This is a genomic window from Georgenia sp. Z2081, assembly GCF_055326445.1.
On the sequence record NZ_JBUZNK010000012.1, the window covers coordinates 92,439 to 111,401 of the forward strand.

The following is an 18,963-nucleotide window of genomic DNA, read 5'->3' on the forward strand; positions in this document are numbered from 1 at the left end:
CGAGGAGCGCACGATGACCCTCCACCGCCCTCCACGGGGCCTACCGACCACGTCGACGACGGAGAGCGTCGCATGACGCCCCGGACGCGGCTGACCGACGTCGCCGACCAGGCTGCCGTCTCCACCGCGACGGTCTCCCGGGTGCTCAACGGTCGTCCGGGGGTGGCGGAGGCCACCCGGCGCGAGGTGCTCGCCGCCCTCGACGTCCTCGGCTACGAGCGGCCCTCGTCGCTCCGGCAGCGCTCGGCCGGGCTCGTGGGCCTGATCGTCCCCGAGCTCTCGAACCCGATCTTCCCGGCGTTCGCCCAGCAGATCGAGACGCTGCTGAGCAGCTCCGACCTCACGCCGCTGCTGTGCACCCAGTCCCCCGGTGGGACCACCGAGGACGACTACGTCGAGATGCTGCTCGAGCACGGCGTCGACGGGATCGTCTTCGTCTCCGGCCTCCACGCCGACACCTCTGCCGATCCCGCTCGCTACCACCGGCTCGTCGACCGGCGCGTCCCGTTCGTCCTGGTCAACGGGACGAACCCGGACATCTCGGCGCCGGCGTTCGCCGCCGACGACGCCGACGCCATGGATCTGGCCGTGCGGCACCTCGCCGCGCAGGGGCACCGTCGGATCGGCCTGGCGGTCGGTCCGACGCGCTTCGTACCGGTCGCCCGCAAGATCGACGGCTTCCGTGCGGCGGCGGCCCGGTACGTCGACGACCCGGACCCGGCGACGGTCTCGACCCTGTTCACGGTCGAGGGCGGCCGCGCCGCCGGCCTCGAGCTTCTCCAGGCCGGCTGCACCGCCGTCGTCGCGGCGTCGGACCTCATGGCGCTCGGGGTCGTGCGCGCGGTCCGCGCGGCGGGCCTGCGGGTGCCCGAGGACGTGTCGGTGGTGGGCTACGACGACTCGCCGCTCATGGGGTTCAGCGACCCGCCGCTGACGACCATCCGTCAACCGGTGCCGGCGATGTGCCAGGCGGCGGTGTCGACGCTCGTCGCGATGATCCGGGGCGGTTCGCCGAGCGCCGCCGAGCTGACGTTCGTCCCTGAGCTGGTGGTGCGTCGTTCGACCGGCGCGGCTCCGCCGGAGTCGCCGGCCGCGGCGACCGCCTCCCCGTCGCCCGCGTACCCGTCGCCCGCACCGGGCGCCGAGGCCCCACCCGCACCACCGACGAACCCGGCACAGGACGAGGACGGATGACCGACGCAGCCGCACCCCACGACCGCCCGGCGGGCACCCTCCTGCACGCCGCCGGCTCCGGCGGCGGTGACCACTGGTGGCGCGACGCCGTCGTCTACCAGGTCTACCCGCGCTCGTTCGCGGACTCGGACGGCGACGGCATGGGCGACCTGCCGGGGATCACCGCCAGGCTCCAGCACCTGGCGGACCTGGGCGTCGACGCGATCTGGCTCTCGCCCTTCTACCGGTCGCCGCAGAAGGACGCGGGCTACGACGTCGCCGACTACCGCGACGTCGACCCCGTGCTCGGTTCGCTCGACGACGCCGAGATCCTGCTGGTCCGGGCGCACGAGCTCGGGCTGCGGGTGATCGTCGACCTCGTCCCCAACCACACCTCCGACCAGCACTCGTGGTTCCGCGCGGCCCTCGCCGCGGGTCCCGGTTCGCCGGAGCGCGACCGGTACCTCTTCCGGGACGGCAGGGGCGACGACGGCGACCTGCCCCCGAACGACTGGACCTCGGTGTTCGGCGGCATCGCCTGGACCCGCGTGCGCGACCGGACCGACGCCCCGGGCTCCGCGTGGGCCAACGACCCGCAGTGGTACCTCCACCTGTTCGACGGCTCGCAGCCCGACCTCGACTGGGACCACCCGGAGGTCCGCGCGGAGTTCCTCTCGATCCTGCGCTTCTGGCTCGACCGGGGCGTGGACGGGTTCCGGGTCGACGTCGCACACGGCCTGGTCAAGGAGGCGGGGCTGCCCGACTGGCCCTGGCACCTGCGCATGGTCTCGGGCTCCGACGTCGACCCGGCCGACGTCCCGCCCGCGCCGATGTGGGACCGCGACGGCGTCCACGAGATCTACCGGACCTGGCGGCGCGTCCTCGACGAGTACTCCCCCGCGCGCATCCTCGTGGCCGAGGCCTGGGTCGACGACGACGAACGTCTCGCGCGGTACGTGCGGCCCGACGAGATGCACCAGGCGTTCAACTTCCGCTTCCTGTCCACCCGCTACGACTCAGGGTCGTACGCCGCCGCGATCCGGGGGTCGCTCGCCGCGGCGGACCGCGTGGGCGCGCCGTCGACCTGGGTGATGTCCAACCACGACGTCGTGCGGCACGCGAGCCGGCTCGGCCTCGCCCGCGAGGACACGGGCAAGGGTCCGAACGGGATCACGGCGGACGACCCGCAGCCCGACGCCGCCCTGGGGCTGCGCCGCGCCCGCGCGGTCACGCTGGTCATGCTCGCTCTGCCCGGCTCGGCGTACCTCTACCAGGGCGAGGAGCTCGGCCTGCCCGAGCACACCCACCTGCCGGCGCAGGCCCGTCAGGACCCGGCGTACGCGCGCACCGCCGGCGCCGAGGCCGGGCGCGACGGCTGCCGTGTGCCGCTGCCCTGGGAGGCCGACGCACCGGCATTCGGCTTCTCGCCGTCGGGCGCCTCGTGGTTGCCCCAGCCCGAGGAGTTCCGCGCGCTGGCGGCGGACCGGCAGGCGGGCGTGGCCGGCTCGACGCTCGAGCTCTACCGCGAGGCGCTGCGGTTGCGCCGCAAGCTCGGTCTCGGCCGCGCGTCGCTCGAGCTCGTCGACGCCGGTGGGCCGGGAGAGGTCGACCTGCCCGCGTCGGGCCGCGCGGCGGGCACGGCCGGCGACCAGGACGGGCTCGGCGCCGACGGCGTCCTCGCTCTGCTGTCCCGATGTGCCGACGGTCGCGAGGTCCTCGTCGTGCTCGTCACCGACGGCGAGCCGGTCCACCTGCCCGAGGGCTGGCGGGTGGTCCTGGCCTCGCAGCCCCAGGCCGGCGTGGACGGGACGGTCCCGGTCGACACCGCCGTATGGGCGATGCGGGAGAACCGCGCGGACTGAGTCCTGGCGGCTCCGGCTCGCCGGGTCCGCGGTCGGGACGCCGGCGACGGCCGCCGGCGCGGGGAACCGCGAGTCAGCTGCCCCAGTACTTGTGCTGGACGGCGGCGATCTTGTCGTACGCGCCCGACTCGGTGAGCGCGTCGAAGGTCGTGAGGAAGACGTCGTATAGCTCGTCGTAGAGCTCCCGGTTCGCGGGGTCGGGCTCGAGGTGGCCCACGGGATGGACCATGTGCTCGACCGCCTCCTCGATCGATCCGAAGACCCCGGTGGCTGCCGCGCCGAGGATGGCCGCGCCCAGCGTGGTGCACTCCGGCACGCGGAGCAGCTCGATCGGCCGGCCGTAGACGTCCGCCTGGATCTGGTTCCACAGGTCGCTCGTGGCGCCGCCGCCGGAGAGCCTGATCGACTCGAACGGCTGGCCGATCACGTCCTCCATCGCCTCGACGATCATCCGCATCTCGAAGGCGCTGCCCTCGAGCACGGAGCGGGCCACCATCGCGCGGTCGTGCATGAATGACAGCCCCAGGGCGCCGCCGCGGGCGTTGTGGACGTACCGCGGCGTCACCTGCCCGACGAAGAACGGGAAGAACAGGGCGCCCTTGCACCCGGCGGGCGCCTGGGCCGCCTGCTCGGTGATGAGGTCGTAGGCGCTCACGCCGCGCGCGGCGGCGGCGTCCTGCTCGGCCTGGGCGAAGTTGTCCCGGTACCAGCGCAGGACCGCGCCGGAGCAGTCGGCCTCCCCCTCGAGCTCCCACCGGCCCGGCACGGCGTGCCCGCCGTGCAGGACCTGACAGCCCGGGTCCGCCCTGCGCGAGTCGACGTGCGCCACCATGACCGACGCCGTGCCCACGGTGATCTCGGCCAGCCCCTCACGGACGACGCCCGAGCCGACGGCGGCGCACTGCTGGTCGCCGCCGCCCACGCAGATCGGGGTCCCCTGGGCGAGGCCCGACGCCGCCGACGCCTCGGCGGAGACCTGGCCGACCTGCCTCATCGGTGGCTCGATCGGAGGCAGCAGCTCCGTCGGGATCCCCGCGAGGTCGCAGATCCGCTGAGACCACTGGAGCGTGTCGACCTCCATCATGCCGCTCAGCGTGAGTGAGGACGGGTCCGAGAACAGCTCCCGGGAGCCGAGCCTGTGGAGGAACCACTCCTGGCCGTTGACGACCTTCCAGGTCTTCTCCCACACGTGCGGCCAGTTGTTCTTCACCCACATGATCTTCGGGAGCGACCAGTTGGCGTACAGGGCCGTGCCCGTGATCGCGTGGTACTCCTCCGGGGAGATCCGTGCCCGCAGGTGCTCGATCTCGTCGTGCGACCCGCGGTTGTCGTTCCACACGATGGAGTCGTGGAGCGGGCGCCAGTCCTCATCGATGCACACGAACGTCCCGCGCTGGCTGGAGAATCCCACCGACTCGATGTCGCGCGGATCGATCTGCGTCGCCGCGAGCACCTCGGTGCTGGCATCGCAGATCCCCTGCCAGACCACGTCCATGTCCTGCTCCACCCGGCCGGCCTGCGGATAGCTGCACGGGTACTCGCGGTAGCCGGTCCCGGCGACGTGGCCCTCGAGGTCCACGATCATGACCGTGCACCCCGTGGTCCCCGCGTCGATGCCGCACACGTATCTAGCCATTGCTCATACCTCCTTGTAATGAACCCATGGTGATGCTGCTCTCCGGGGCCACGACCACGTGGCCCCGGATCCTGCGGGCCGGGCCGGGACGCCATCTGGTCCCGGAGCTCCGGCCCGTACCGGGACGCTCTCAGCCGTCCCGGAGCCTCGGACCGCGCCGGGCCGGCCCGGTCACGTCGTTCGTCCGCCCGAGACGAGCACGGTCTCGCCGACGACATAGCTCGCGAGGTCGGACACCAGGTAGAGGACGACGTTCGCCACCTCCTCGGGCTGGGCGACCCGTCCGAGGGGGATGTCCGTCACCCGCCGGGCCCGGACGTCGAGGTCGGGGTTGGCCTCGTAGTACATGTCGGTGTCCATGTAGCCCGGCGCGATGCAGTTGACCTTGATGCCGTCCTGGGTCAGCGTCCGTGCGGAGTACTTGGTCAGCGCGACGACCGCAGCCTTGGCGGGACCGTACGCCGGTCCCATCGTGCCGCCGGTGAGCCCGGAGGTCGAGGAGACGTTGACGATGTGGCCACCGCCCTGCTCCCGCATGACGGGGACGACGGACTGGGTGCAGAGGAAGGTCGAGCGCACGATCGTCCGGTACGCCAGGTCGACGTCTGACACCGGGGTGTCGTCGAACGTGCCGATCGGGCAGCTGCCCGCGTTGTTGACGAGGATGTCGATGCGCCCGAACCGTTCGCGGGTGCGGTCGACGAGCTCCCGGACGTCGTCCTCGTCGCCGACGTCGGCCTGAACGAGGAGCGCCTCGGCCCCGCGCTCCTCGAGCTCGCGGCCGACCGACTCCGCCCGCTCGCGGCTCTGGTGGTAGTTGACGGACACCCCGCTGCACCCGGCCTCCGCGAGCAGCAGGCTGATGCTCCGCCCGAGCCCGCGCGACGCACCGGTGACGAGCGCGACCTTGCCCGAGAGATCGATGCCGATCATCGCGTCCTCACTGTCGTCCTGGACCGGCAGTGCCGGCTCGTGGTCGTCAGCCGGCAGTGCCGGCACCGCCCCGACGCGATCGTCGTCCACGGGTGAGGTCGACGGGCCGGCCGGAGAATCTGATCGATGCTAGGACGGTGCCGGCGACACCGAGAAGCCGGCGCAGGTACTTGCTCAAGTGAGCGCGGTGCACAGCCGCCGTGGGCCGGGGACCGAGGACGACGGCACCGTCCCGGTCGACACCGCCGTCCGGGCGGTGCGGGAGAACAGCGCGGACTGAGTACTGCCGGCTCCGGCACGTCGACGACGCGGTCGGAACGCCGAGGGCGCGGTCAAGGCGCCGAGGGCGCGGTTCGTCGTCGACGACGCGGTCGGGACGCCGAATGGACCCCCGGCGGGTGTCCACTCGGCGCCCCGACCTGACTCTCGGCGCGTCAACCGCGCTCTCGGCGCGAGGTCCGTCTCCTCAGCTCGCTCCAACCACGATCTCGACGCCGAGTCCCGCGCCTCGCCTCAGTGCGCCGTGCCCGCGTGCCGAGCGATCGTGCGGACGACCAGCGCCGCGGAGACCGCGCCGGGGTCCGCGTGCCCCACGGACTTCTCCGCGAGCGGACGCGCGCGCCCGAGCTTGGGCCGCATCTGCTCGGTCGACTCCGAGCCCTGCTGGGCAGCCACCGCGGCGGCCGCCCAGTCGCCCTCGCCGAGGGCGTCGATCGCGGGCAGCAGTGCGTCGAGCATCGTCTTGTCACCCGCGACCGCCCCGCCCACGCGGGCGACGGCGTCCACCGCGGCCTTGGCGGCCCGAACGAGGTCGGCGTTGCTCGGCGACCCGGTGTCGGACAGCTCGCCTGCGGCCGCGTTGAGCAGTGCGCCCCACAGCGCGCCCGAGGTGCCGCCGGCTCGGTCGGACCAGGTCTCGCCGGCCCGGCCGAGCGCGGTGCGCAGGCCCGCTCCGGCGTCGACGGCCTCCCGTGCCGAGGCGAGCGCCTCGCTCGAGCCGCGCGCCATCCCCGTGCCGTGGTCGCCGTCGCCCGCGAACGTGTCGAGCTCACCGAGCTCCTCCTTCTTCGCGGCGAGCGCCTCGGACACCGACGAGAGCACCTCGACGAGGCGTGCCGCGGCGGCCTTCCCGGCGTCGTCGGCGTCGGGGATCGCCTGCTCGGCGGACTCGACCTGCTGGATCTCCTCGGCGCTGAGCTCCTCGCCGGCGATCTGCCCCATCTTCACGGTCGGCGTGTCGCAGGGGGCCTTCCACAGCCGCTCGAGCTCGTCGTCGACCCACACCAGCGTCAAGGAGACCCCGCCCATGTCCAGCGAGGTGACGAGCTCGCCCACGAGCCGGTCGACCACGGTGAGGCCGGCGGCCTCGAGCTGGCTCTCGATGGTGCGGTAGGCGACGAACATCTCCTCGTACTTCGCGGTGCCGAGCCCGTTGAACAGGACGACGACGCGTCCGTCGGCGCCCTCGGGACGCTCCTTGAGCACGGTGTCGACGAGGGTGGTGGCCACCTCGTCGGCGGTCCCGAGGTCCGTCTCGTCGATGCCGGGCTCGCCGTGGACGCCGAGGCCGATGCCGAGCCGGCCCTCTGGCACGGTGAACAGCGGCTCGGACGAGCCGGGCAGGGTGCAGCCCGAGAACGCGACGCCGAGGGTCCGAGTGCGGTCGTTGGCGTGGCGGAACACGCGCTCGACCTCGTCGATGTCCATGCCCTCCTCGGCCGCGGCGGAGGCGATCTTGAATACCGGGAGGTCGCCGGAGATGCCGCGGCGCTTGTCGATCTCGTCCTCGGTCGCGGAGGCGATGTCGTCCGTGACGACCAGCGCGCGGGCGTCGATGCCGTCGGCACGCAGGCGCTCGACGGCGTCGCCGAAGTGGAGGACGTCGCCGGCGTAGTTGCCGAAGCCGATGATGACGCCGCCGCCGCGCTCGGCCGCCTTCGCGACCGACACGGCCTGGGCGGCCGACGGCGACGCGAAGATGTTCCCGGTGACGCCGCCGTCGGCGAAGCCCGGGCCGACCCAGCCCATGAACGCCGGGTAGTGGCCCGTCCCGCCGCCGGTGAGGACGGCGACCTTGCCCTTCGGGGTGCGGGTGGCTCGGACGACGCCGCCGTACACCTCACGGACGTGGTGGGGGAACGCGGCAGCGAATCCGGCGACGAGCTCGGCCGGGAAGTCCGACGGGTCGTTGACGAGCTTGGTCATGACAGCTCCTTCGGTGTCGATCTGGTGGGGGTGATGGGTAGATGGGTGGATGGGTGGACGGACGTGCGGGGGCGGGACGTGGCTGGTCGGGGCGGGTCTGGTCAGGTCGGGTGTGCTCGGGTCGGTCAGGGCGCGGCGCCGGATCAGGTCGCAGCGGCGGTCGTCCCGCCGGGGACGACGGCGACCTTGAGCCCGCCCCGCTGAGCGGTGAGCTCGACGGCGTCGAGCGCGTGGTCGAGGTCGAACCGGTGGGTGACGTAGCGCGAGCCGTCGACGGCGCCGGACGCCAGCAGGCCGACGGCCTCGTGGTAGTCGGACCGGCGGCAGTTCGAGCCGCCGGTGACGGTGAGCTGGCCGTAGTGGATGTCGTTCGGGTCGATGACGGCGGTCCCGCCCTTGGGGAACCCGGCGAACGCGCTCACGCGCCCGCCCACGCGCACGAGGCGGGAGGCCTCGTTGAACAGCTCGGGCGCACCGATGGAGATGACGGCGACGTCGGCGCCGCGGCCGTCGGTCAGCGCCCGCAGCTCGGCGTCGAGGTCGTCGGTGGCCGGGTCGAGGGCGAGGGTCGCGCCCATGTCGAGCGCGACCTGGCGCCGCTCGGCGGAGCGGTTGGTGACGACGACGTGGCGCGCGCCACGCAGGAGCGCCACCTGGAGGTGGAGCAGCCCGATCGGGCCGGCCCCCATGACGAGCACCGTGTCGCCGAGCTCGACGGTGTACTCGCGCAGCCCGTTGAGCACGCAGGCGAGCGGCTCGGCCAGCGCGAGGTGTGCGGGGTCCATGCCCGACGGGGCCGGCACGAGGTTCCCGCGCGCGACGGCGTCGGCGGGCACGAGCTGGTACTCGGCCAGGCCGCCGTCGACCTGGTAGCCGAACAGCCGGGCCTGCTCGCAGTGGTGCTCGAGGTCGCGGCGGCAGTAGAAGCACGAGCCGCACGAGATCGTCGGCAGGACCGCGACCAGGTCGCCGGCCTCCACCGCGGTCACTCCGTCGCCGACCTCGGCGACGACGCCGGCCGCCTCGTGGCCGAGCACGACCCCGGGCCGGGCGTCCTTCTCCCCCCGCAGCAGCCGCACGTCGGTGCCGCACACGGTGTTCGCGGCGACCCTCAGCAGCACCTCGCCGGGGCCCGGGCTCGGGGTCGGCACTTCCGTGAGGACGACGTCCCCCTTCCCGCGCAGGACGACGGCCCTCATCGGGCGGCCCTCGGGTCGGTGAGGATCTGGTGCGTCGTCGGCATCGGGATCTCCTTGGGTGACGGGGACGGGGCGGACAGGATGGTCAGGGCCGGCGGTGCGCCGGTGGTCGGCGGTCCCGCGGTCGTACCGTGGCCAGACGGCGCCGGGACGGCCCTTCGTGCGGCGGTCATGACACGTGGACCCGCAGGCCGAGGTCGCGCAGGTGCTCGACCCGCTCGGCGGACAGGGCGGAGGGGACGACCACGTCGTCGACCTGGGCGAGGTCGGCGACCCGGTGCATCGCGCGCCGGCTGAACTTGCTCGAGTCGACCACGAGGATCTTGCGCACCGACCGCGCGAGCATGGCGCGCTTGACCTCCGTGACGTCGCCGTCGGGGTGGTGCATCGCGTCGTCCCAGATCGCGGTGGCCGACATGACGCAGCAGTCGGCGCTGAGCTCGCGCAGCGCCGCCACGGTCGACGGGCCGTGGTAGGCCTGCGCCCACGGCGTCCAGCGTCCGCCGACCATGTGCAGCCGCACCCCCTCCATCGCCTGGGCTGCGGTGGCGACGAACTGGCAGTGGGTGATGACCGTGAGACCGCTCGTGGCGCCGAGCGCGCGCAGGACGTGCAGGCCGGTCGTCGAGTCGTCGAGCATAAGCACGCTGTCCGGGGCGACGAGCCGGGCCGCGACGGCGCCGAGCTCGTCCTTGACCTCCGTGTCACGCGCGAGCCGGTAGGCTGCCGACGCCTCGACGAGCGAGGTGACCACGGACGTCACCGTGCCGCGCGAGCGCGCGAGCAGGCCCAGCTGCTCGAGCGCCGCCAGGTCCCGGTAGACGGTCATCGCCGAGACGCCCAGCTCGGCGACAAGCTCCTCGACCTGGACGGAGCCGCGCTCGACCACGATGTCCGCCAGGCGGTGGCGGCGGCGGTTGAGCTCGCCGGCGCCCCGCGCGTCCTCCTGCGTCATCGGCCGCGCGCACCGGTCGCCGCGGGACGACCCGGGAGCACCCGGCTCACGACAGCACCGCGGCCGCGACGCGTCCGGCCGGGTCCTCGGCGCCGCCGATGACGTCCGCGACGGCGAACAGCAGGGGCATGCGCTCGGGCAGCCCGCCGCCGACCTGCCGGGCGAGCCGGACCGCGAGACCGGCGGCGGGCACGCCCTCCACGGTCTGCTCGGCGGCCTCCATCGCGGCGAGGGCCTCCGTGGCCTCCTCGCCGGCGCCGATCCGGGAGCCGTAGACCTTGTTGCGTCCGGACAGACCGGTGACCTCGAGGTCGCCGACGCCGGCGAGCCCGTAGACGGTCTCGGCGCGGCCGCCGAGAGCCTGACCGAGGAGCGCGATCTCGCGCACCGCCTGGGCGAAGGTGGCGGCCTTGAGGTTGTGGAACGGCTCGCCGTGGGCCTCCTGGAGACCGTCGGCGAGCCCGAGGGCGATCGCGTAGACGTTCTTCATCGGCGCGCTGACCTCGAGCCCCACCTCGTCCGCGGACGGCTCGATCCGGTAGGTGGTCGAGCTGAGCGCCGCCGCCACCTCACGGACGACCGCCTCGTCCTTCCCCGCGTAGAGGGTCGCGGTCCAGCGGTCGGCGGCGACCTCGTTGGCCTTGCACGGGCCGCCGACGGCGACGATCGGCGGCAGGGGCGTGCCACTCGCCGCGGCGACGCGCCGCACGGCGTCGGGCAGGAGCTCGATGCGCCCCTCGGCGTCCGGGGCGAAGCCCTTGGAGGTGAGCAGGAGCACCCGTGCCCGTGCGATGCCGGACAGGGCCAGCTCGGCGACCTTCTCGACCCCGACGGACGCGACGGCGAGGACGACGTACTCGGCCCCGTCGAGGGCGGCCTCGATCTCGCCGGACCGGAAGAGCCGGGTGCCCTCGGCCACGGGGACCTGCGTGCGCGGGTGGGGCTCGCCCGCCTCGACGGCGTCGAGCAGGTGGTCGTCGAGCCAGGTCCCCCACAGGCGGACCTCGTGGCCCTGGGCGCGATAGGGCGTGGCGAGCGCGGAACCCATGGCCCCTGCGCCGAGGATGGTGATCGTCGTCATGTCGCTGCCTCGATTCGTCGGTGAACCTCGTCGGCCCAACCGCGAGCCGCCCGCATCATCCCACACTTCGGATGTGACAAACAACAGGCATCCCGTGAATCGGGTGGGCCCGTGGAGGCCGAAGCCGCGGGCCGGGACACTCCTGCCCCGGCCCGCGTCCGTTCACTCGCCCCCCAGCTCCCAGAGCCGCTCGTAGACCGGCTCGAGGTGCTCGTAGAGCGTGGCCTGGGCGTCGCCCCAGCGCGCGTACTCCTCGCCGCGACGCTCGTCGGGCTCGGTGACGTGGCCGGTCCTGGCCATGGCTCGGGCGGTGGCCGCGACGTCGCCGTGGACCCCCGTGTGGGCCATCGCGAGCACGGCGGCGCCCTGGGCGGAGACCTCGTCGACGCCGGAGGCGACGATCGGCAGCCCGACGGTGTCCGCGAGGATCTGCGTCCACAGGTCCGAGCGCGACCCGCCGCCCGTGGCCCGCAGCTCGGTGAGCCGCGTCCCGGTCCCCCGCTGCATGCCGGCGAGGTTCTGCCGCAGCTCGTAGGCCGTCCCCTCGAGGATCGAGCGATACATGTGGGCGCGCGTGTGGCTGCCGCCGAACCCGACCATCGCCCCGCTCGCCACGGGGTTCCACCACGGCGACTGCACGGCGTTCCAGTACGGGAGCGTGAGCAGGCCCTCGGCGCCGATCGGGACCTTGGCGGCCGCCGCCTCCAGCTCGGGGTCCGGCCGGCCGTCGAGCTCGGGCCGACCGAGCTCGGAGCGGAACCAGTTCGCGAGCACCGAGCCGGAGTTCTGCACGATCTCCAGGACGTACTGCCCGGCGAGCCCGGCGGCAAGGGTGCGGTACTCGCGCCCGTAGCGGTAGTCCGCGGAGTGCACCCCCGCGACGATCGACGTGCCGATGTTGATGTACGCGACCTCGGGCTCGATCGCGGCGGTGCCCAGGCCGGAGCCCTGCCCGTCGCCGAGACCGGAGATCACCGGCACGGTGTGCTTGAGCCCCCAGTGCTGGGCGACCTCGAGGTCCAGCTCGCCGACCACCTCGCCCGGCGCGGCCAGCTCGGCCATCTGCTCGCGCGTGACGCCGGCGAGCTCGAGCAGCTGCTCGGAGTAGTCGAGCGCCTCGATGTCGAACAGCGCGAGCGTGTCGGCCGACGCGTGGGAGGAGACCCACCGTCCGGTCATCGCATGGACGAGGTAGGCGTGTACGTCGACGACCTTCGCCGCGCGCTGAAAGATCTCCGGCTCGTTCTCCTTGAGCCAGATCATCTTGTACAGCGCGGGCGTCGTGTCGCCGGGTTTGCCGGAGAGCCGGTGGATCTCGTCCGAGCCGTGCTCGCGGATCTGCTTGGCGGCGCGCGAGTCGAGCCACAGCACGGCGTTGCGGATCGGACGGCCGGACGCGTCCACCGGCACGAAGCTCTCGCGCTGGTGAGTGATCGCGACGGCCGCGACGCGTGCCTTCTGATCGGCGCTCAGCCCGCCGACGGCCTTGCCGACCGCCGCGTCGGTGGAGAACCACCACTGCCGCGCGTCGTGCTCGTAGTGGTTCATCCTGGGCTGGAGCAGGTCGATGTCGGCCCGGCCCTCGCTGACGGTGGTGCCGCTGGGGTCCACCACCACGGCCTTGGTGGCCGACGTCGAGGAGTCGATGGCGATGACCAGCGGGTCGTCGGTCATGACCGGCCCCCGAAGAACTCGTCCCAGGGCAGCGAGATCGGCTCGTCGCGGGCGATGATCCCGTGGAGGTGGCGCAGCAGCGGGAACTCGTGCGCCTCGAGGACGCCCCGATCGATCTGCTTCTCGATCGCCGCGCCGACCACGCGGATGGCGTTGACGCCCTCGAGGGTGACGCCCTTCATCAGGGAGTCGCGCACCTCGGAGAACGGGACGCCGGAGCCGACATAGGTGCCGGCCTTGACGTTGCGCCCCCCGGCCGAGGTCACGTGCATGTCGCCCACGCCGGGCAGCCCCCACACCATCTTCGGGTCGCCGCCGAGGATCTCGTAGAACCGGTGCATCTCCTGGGCGCCCTGGGCGAAGATCGCCGCCGTGAGGTTGAGGCGGCGGTAGCGGTCGTTCGCGTCGTCGCCCTCGGCCCGCTGGAGGCCCTCGCCGAACCCGGCGGCGAACGCGTAGATGTTCTTCGTGGCGGCGCCGATCTCGGCACCGAGGAAGTCGGTCGACGTCCACACGTGGTAGTAGTCCGTGCGGAACATGTCCGCCAGGCGCTCGACGACGTCCTCCTTGTCGCCGCAGAACACGACGGCGGTGTCGTGGCCGACCGCCAGCTCGCCGGCGATCGACGGGCCGACGATCGCGGCCCAGTCCACCTGGCCGGCGAGCTCCTCGCCGACGATCCGCTTGAGGGCGTCGGGGATCATCTCCAGGTTGCCGTCGTCGTCGGCGAGCATGCCCTTGGTGACCGACAGGACGGTCTGGCCGGGCCGCAGGAGCCGGGCCAGCTGCTCACCCACCCAGTCGACGCCGAAGGAGTTCACCCCCGACATCACCACGTCCGCGCCGTCGAAGGCCTGCTCGGCCTCCTCCAGCTGGTAGGCGGCGATCCCCTCCTCGACGACGAGGTCGAGGTCGGGGTGCCGGCCCGTGGTCCGGATCGACTCGATGATGTCCCGGTCCAGGTGCGTGCCGACGAGACGGACCTCGTGGCCGTTCTGGCGCAGCGGGTAGGTCAGCGCCGTGGCCATGATGCCGGACCCGAGGACGACGACGGTGGTCATGTGGGTGCTCCTTCGCGCGGGTGGTGGGGTTCTCAGTTCTGACCGTAGACGCCCTGGTAGCGCTCGTAGAGGCGCGTGACGGCGTCGTCGGGCACGGGCACGGGCTCACCGAGCTGGCGCGACACGTGGACGGTGCGCGCCACCTCCTCGCACATGACGGCCGCCTTGACGGCCGCCCGTGCGTCCTTCCCGATGGTGAACGGACCGTGGTTCTGCATGAGCACGGCCGGCGAGCGGTGGTCGCGCAGGGTCTCGACGATGCCGCGACCGATCGAGTCGTCGCCGATGATCGCGAACGGCCCGACGGGGATCTCCCCGCCGAACTCGTCCGCCATCATCGTGAGCGCGCAGGGCACGGCCTCTCCCCGGGCGGCCCACGCGACGGCGTAGGTCGAGTGCGTGTGCACCACTCCCCCGACGTCGGGCATGTGCCGGTAGACGTAGGCGTGCGCGGCCGTGTCCGACGACGGGCTGAGCACTCGGGACGCGTCCGGCTCGCTCAGCGCCCGGCCCCACAGGTCGGTGACGACCATGAGCTCCGGAGCGAGCTCGTCGTAGCTGACGCCGGAGGGTTTGATGACCATGAGGTCCTCGCCCCCCTCGACGGCCACACGTGCCGAGACGTTGCCCGCGGTCCACACGACGAGCCCCCAACGGGGCAGCTCGGCGTGCAGGGCAGCGACCTCCGCGCGCGCCCGGGCGACGTCGTCGCGCACCTCGGCCGGGAGGTCCGCCAGGGCGGGGACCTCCCCGCGCGGGGTGTCGACGTCCGCCACGGTCACCTCGTGGCGCCCCGGGCGGCCGCCCGGGCGCGGATCGCCTTGAGCCGGTGCATGAGCTCGTTGCCGCCCCGGCCGAAGTAGTCGTGCAGGGTGACGTACTCGGCGTAGAGCTCGTCGTAGAGCTTCGCGCGCGCCTCGCTGGGCAGGTAGGCGTTGCGGACCTTGCCGCCCATGGCCTCCGAGGCCTCCTGGATGGTGCCGTACTCACCGGCCGCGACGGCCGCGTGGACCGCCGAGCCGAGTGCCCCGGCGTGCGCCGCCGTCGCGACCGAGATCGGCAGGCGGGTGACGTCGGAGAACAGCTGCATGAGGAACTTGTTCTTCAGCAGGCCGCCGGCGGCGACGAATTCGGTGAGCTCGACGCCGTGCTCCTTGAAGGTGTCGACGATCATGCGGGCGCCGAACGCCGTCGACTCGAGCAGCGCGCGGTACTGGTCCTCCGGGCGCGTGGTCAGCGTGGTGCCGATCATCAGGCCGGACAGGTCCGTGTCCACGAGCACCGACCTGTTGCCGCCGTGCCAGTCAAGGGCGACCAGACCGTGCTCGCCGATCTCCTGCTTCGCCCCGAGGTCGGTGAGGTAGTCGTGGACCGACTTCTTCGCCTTCTTCGCGGCCTCGTGGTACTCGGGCGGGACGCTGTGGTCGACGAACCAGCCGAAGATGTCGCCGACGGCGGACTGGCCGCCCTCGAAGCCCCACAGGCCGTCGACGATGCCGCCGTCGACGACGCCGAACATGCCGGGCACCTCGACGAGCTCCGGTCCAGAGACGACGTATACGGCGGAGGTGCCGAGGATCGCGGTGAGCTGGCCGGCCTCGACGGCCTTGACCGCGGCGGCGGTGACGTGGGCGTCGATGTTGCCGACCGCGACCGCGGTCCCGGCGTCGAGGCCCATGAGCTTCGCGAACTCCTCGTTCAGCTCGCCGGCCTTCGACGCCAGCGGCGCGACGGGCGCGGACATCTTCTCCTCGAAGACACCGCCGAAGTCGGGGTTGAGCGCCTCGAGGTACTCGCGCGAGGGGTACTGCCCGTCCTGGTACATGCGCTTGTAGCCGGAGTCGCCGGCGGACTGGACGAGCGTGCCGGTCATCCTCCAGACGATCCAGTCCAGGGCGTTGACGAAGACGTCGGTGGCCGCGTAGACCTCCGGGTCCTCCTCGAGGGTCTCCAGGACCTTGGGCAGGAGCAGCTCGGAGGAGATGGTGTTCCCGTAGCGTCCGAGCCAGGTCTCGCCGCGCTCCTTGGCCACCTCGACGATGCGCGTGGCCTGCTCCTGGCCGCCGTGGTGCTTCCACAGCTTGACCCAGGCGTGGGGCCGGTTGCGGAACTCCTCGAGCGTGCACAGCGGGGTGCCGTCCTCCTTGGCGGCGACGACGGTCGCGGAGGTGAAGTCGATGCCCACCCCGACGACCTGGTCGGGCGTGATGTCGGCGTCGTTCATGGCCGCGGGCACGGCCTTCCTGAGCACGTGGATGTAGTCGTCCGGGTCCTGCAGCGCGAACTCGGGCGGGAGCTTCGAACCGTCCGCGGCGTCGAGCGTGCGGTCCATGACCGCGTGCGGGTAGTCGACGATGATCGAGGAGCCCTTCTCGAGGCCGTCGCTGACCCGGATGATGCTCGCGCGTCCGGAGAGCGTGCCGAAGTCGATACCGATGACGAACTTGCTGTCCTTGGTCACGATGATGCCTTCCTCCCGGCGCTCAGGATGACGCCGACGTGGGTGGCGGGAGCGGACGAGCGCGGTCGGCGGGGCCCGGCTCCCGCCGGTCCGGGCCCCCGACCGTTCAGCGTGCGTCGTCCCGGGCCCAGTAGCCGTCCGGCCCGAAGAGCTCCTCGACGCACTCCTCGAGCAGGCCGACCTCGAGCAGGAGGTCGAGGATCGTGTAGCGCGAGCGGATCGTCTGCGCGCGGTAGTAGGTGAGCCGGAACCGCTCCATGTCGATGTCGATCTGCTCCGGGTGGTAGACCGCCCCGACGGCCCGGAGCATCTCGCGGGCATCGGCGGCCGGGACGAGCTGCTCGCGGCAGCGGCTGACGATGGTCGGCCACTGCTCGACGACGAGCTCGAGCCGCGCGCGCAGCTCCTCGGGCTCGAGGTACTTCTTCAGCGTCTGCTCCACGGCCGGCTCGACGAGCGGCGCGGCGCGCTCCGCCGTGTGCATGGCGCGCACCCGGGCCTCCATCTCCTCGCGCGAGGGCCAGGCGGTGACCAGGGCGTCGATGTTGATGCCGGGAACGTCCTTGGTGAGCGCCACCTCGAACAGGGCGCAGATGGCCACCGTGCCGAGGCCGACCTTGAACCCGTGCGAGAGGGGCGGCTCCCAGTCCAGGCCGTGCCCCTCCATCTCCCAGGTGTGGGAGAACTGGTGGCCCGCGCCGGAGGCCGGCCGCGAGCTCTGGTGGGCCTGCATCGCCAGGCCGGACATCAGCAGGCCCTCGGCGAGGCCGGCGAGCGCGTCGGGGTCGGAGGTGGCCAGGTCGGCGGGACGCGAGAGGGACTCGCGCAGCGGGCCCTGGACCAGGCCCCACACGTACTCGTCGACGGGCTCGACCCCGAGGATGTCGGAGATGATCCAGTCGGCGCCGGCGGGGACCTTCTCGACGAGGTCGCCGAACCCGGTGGCGGTGAGGCGCTGCGGGGCCGTCGCCATGAGGTCGAGGTCGGCGACCAGGGCCGTCGGTGCCGGGCAGTTGCGGGTGATCTTGAAGCCGTCCTTGGTGATGGACGAGCCGAACGCCGCGTAGCCGTCCATCGAGGCGGCCGTGCAGACGTTCATGTAGGGGCGCTCGAGCTCGCCCGAGGCGAGCTTGACGATGTCGTTGAGCGTGCCCGCGCCGATCGAGCAGGCGACCGCGTCGGTGCCCCGCAGGTGCTCACGGATCAGCTCGACGTTCTCGTAGCCCGCGTACAGGGTCGGGACGCCCGGGAACACGTAGGGCTCGTCGAGGTCGATACCGGCGGCGCGCAGCGACGCCGTCACCGCCTCCCCGGCGAGGTCCCACGTGTTGCCGTCGGCCACCACGATGCCGCGCCGGCCCGGGAACTGCTCGGCGAACACGTCCCCGGTCCGGTCCACCACCCCTCGTCCGTGGACGATCGCCTTGGTGTCGGTGGCGGTGCTCAGTGCGGTGGCGATCAGGTCCTCGGTCATGACAGCTTCTCCTTCTCGGCGTGGGCTTGGTGGTGCGCGGCGGTTCAGCCGGCGACGTGGTCGACGGTGTCGTGGATGAGCCCCTGCAGCGCCGGGTACTGCTTCGCGTACTGGTCGACGTAGAAGGAGTACTCCTCGTGGCGGGCCTTGTTCGGCTCGAGCCGCGCGCGCGTGTGCACCATCGCCTCGGCGGCCTCCTGGACCGAGGGGTGCAGGCCTGCGCCGGTCGCGGCGAGGATGCAGGAACCGAGGGTGACGGCGTCGCCGACCTCGGTGAGCGTGATCGGCACGCCGGTGACGTCGGCGTGCATCTGGATCCAGTCCCCGGACTTGAGCGCGCCGCCGGCGGCGACGAACTCCTCGACCTCGAGGCCGCCCTCGCGCAGCCCCCGCATGTTGAGCTCGACGCCGTAGGCGACCGACTCCTGGACGGCCTTGTACAGGTGTGCCCGGGTGTGGGAGAGCGACAGGCCGGAGACGGTGCCGCGCGCCTTGGAGTCGGAGTACGGCGTGCGGTTGCCCTGGAAGTACTCGGTGAAGATCACGCCGTCGGACCCGGGCGGGATGTCGCGCGCCTGGGCGTTGAGCACGTCGTAGGGGTTGAGGCCGGTGCGCTCGGCGGCGTCGACGATGTCCTGGCAGAACTCGTCCCGGAACCACTTGAGGACGGAGCCGGAGGACGTCAGCGAGGTCTCGACCGTGTACTGGCCGGGGACCACGCCGTCGACGTACCCGCCGAAGAACCCCGGTCCCGAGATCGGCTCGGCGCTCTGGCCGGACATCACGTGGCTGGAGCCCGTCACGAGGGTCATCTTGCCGGGGCTGAGGACGCCCAGGCCGATCTGGCCGTGCCAGGCGTCGCCGCCGCCCTGCGCGACGGGCGTCCCCGGCGTCAGCCCGAGCTCCTCGGCGGCGTGGGAGGTGAGGCCGCCGACTGCCACGCCCAGGTCGTTGACGGTCTCGGGGAGCTTGTCGAACACGTCGCCGGCGCCGGCCGCCTCGTAGAGGTCCACCGGCCAGCCGCCGTTGTCGCGGTCGTAGTAGGACCGGTGCGCGGCCGTGTTGATGTTGAGGGTCCACTGGCCCGTGAGCTGGTAGGTCAACCAGTCGGGCGCGTCGATGAGACGGTACGCGGCGTCGTACGTGTCGGGCTCGTTCTCCTTGAGCCAGGCCGCCTTGAACGGGTACCACTCGGCGGTCGGCGGGAGCGTGCCGTCACCGGTGTACCGCGTGGCCGGCGAGGGGTGCC

The 18,963-nt window shown here is 72.6% G+C and carries 14 protein-coding genes; 2 read left to right on the forward strand and 12 right to left on the reverse strand.

Translation table 11 applies throughout. The annotated features are described in order from the left end of the window. Positions 1-72: 72 nt before the first annotated feature. Positions 73-1,194 (forward strand): LacI family DNA-binding transcriptional regulator, encoded by a 1,122-nt coding sequence (locus tag ACZLKG_RS14505; RefSeq protein WP_425709010.1) that lies wholly within the window; start codon positions 73-75, stop codon positions 1,192-1,194. Beyond that, positions 1,191-3,035 carry a glycoside hydrolase family 13 protein gene (locus tag ACZLKG_RS14510; RefSeq protein WP_463648205.1) on the forward strand — a complete coding sequence of 615 codons (1,845 nt, stop codon included), beginning with the start codon at positions 1,191-1,193 and terminating at the stop codon, positions 3,033-3,035. Before ACZLKG_RS14505 ends, ACZLKG_RS14510 begins: the two co-directional genes overlap by 4 nt. A gap of 73 nt (positions 3,036-3,108) precedes the next feature. On the opposite strand, the gene ACZLKG_RS14515 is transcribed toward ACZLKG_RS14510, so the two are convergent. The 12 genes from ACZLKG_RS14515 to ACZLKG_RS14570 form a co-directional block, all read right to left on the reverse strand. Then, complete coding sequence (locus ACZLKG_RS14515; protein ID WP_463648204.1) at positions 3,109-4,671, reverse strand: FGGY-family carbohydrate kinase; 1,563 nt, start codon at positions 4,669-4,671, stop codon at positions 3,109-3,111. Positions 4,672-4,842: 171 nt separating this feature from the next. Then, the gene (locus tag ACZLKG_RS14520; protein ID WP_463648203.1) at positions 4,843-5,694 is read right to left on the reverse strand and encodes an SDR family NAD(P)-dependent oxidoreductase; all 852 of its coding nucleotides are present in this window, start codon (positions 5,692-5,694) and stop codon (positions 4,843-4,845) included. Positions 5,695-6,117: 423 nt separating this feature from the next. Then, positions 6,118-7,809, reverse strand: coding sequence for a dihydroxyacetone kinase family protein (locus ACZLKG_RS14525; RefSeq protein WP_425709012.1), 1,692 nt, complete (start codon positions 7,807-7,809; stop codon positions 6,118-6,120). A 143-nt stretch (positions 7,810-7,952) separates the two neighbouring features. Further along, positions 7,953-9,008, reverse strand: a complete 1,056-nt coding sequence (locus ACZLKG_RS14530) for an alcohol dehydrogenase catalytic domain-containing protein (RefSeq protein WP_425709013.1) — start codon at positions 9,006-9,008, stop codon at positions 7,953-7,955. 169 nt (positions 9,009-9,177) lie between these two features. Beyond that, entirely contained in the window at positions 9,178-9,963 is a 786-nt protein-coding gene (locus ACZLKG_RS14535; RefSeq protein WP_425709014.1) for a DeoR/GlpR family DNA-binding transcription regulator, read from the reverse strand. A 46-nt stretch (positions 9,964-10,009) separates the two neighbouring features. After that, positions 10,010-11,044 (reverse strand): NAD(P)H-dependent glycerol-3-phosphate dehydrogenase, encoded by a 1,035-nt coding sequence (locus tag ACZLKG_RS14540; protein ID WP_463648202.1) that lies wholly within the window; start codon positions 11,042-11,044, stop codon positions 10,010-10,012. Between the two features lie 162 nt (positions 11,045-11,206). Continuing rightward, positions 11,207-12,718, reverse strand: a complete 1,512-nt coding sequence (locus ACZLKG_RS14545) for a xylulokinase (RefSeq protein ID WP_425709016.1) — start codon at positions 12,716-12,718, stop codon at positions 11,207-11,209. Then, positions 12,715-13,779: an NAD(P)H-dependent glycerol-3-phosphate dehydrogenase gene (locus tag ACZLKG_RS14550; RefSeq protein ID WP_425709017.1), complete on the reverse strand. Its 1,065-nt coding sequence runs from the start codon at positions 13,777-13,779 to the stop codon at positions 12,715-12,717. Before ACZLKG_RS14550 ends, ACZLKG_RS14545 begins: the two co-directional genes overlap by 4 nt. Before the next feature lie 32 nt (positions 13,780-13,811). Continuing rightward, a complete protein-coding gene (locus ACZLKG_RS14555) occupies positions 13,812-14,516 on the reverse strand; it encodes an L-ribulose-5-phosphate 4-epimerase (protein WP_463648221.1) in 705 nt (234 codons plus the stop codon). A 41-nt stretch (positions 14,517-14,557) separates the two neighbouring features. Next, positions 14,558-16,243 carry a ribulokinase gene (locus ACZLKG_RS14560; protein ID WP_463648220.1) on the reverse strand — a complete coding sequence of 562 codons (1,686 nt, stop codon included), beginning with the start codon at positions 16,241-16,243 and terminating at the stop codon, positions 14,558-14,560. Between the two features lie 103 nt (positions 16,244-16,346). Next, the gene (locus ACZLKG_RS14565; RefSeq protein WP_463648201.1) at positions 16,347-17,714 is read right to left on the reverse strand and encodes a sn-glycerol-1-phosphate dehydrogenase; all 1,368 of its coding nucleotides are present in this window, start codon (positions 17,712-17,714) and stop codon (positions 16,347-16,349) included. Between the two features lie 44 nt (positions 17,715-17,758). Continuing rightward, positions 17,759-18,963: FGGY-family carbohydrate kinase (locus tag ACZLKG_RS14570; protein ID WP_463649109.1), on the reverse strand; the 1,205-nt coding region annotated here is incomplete at its 5' end.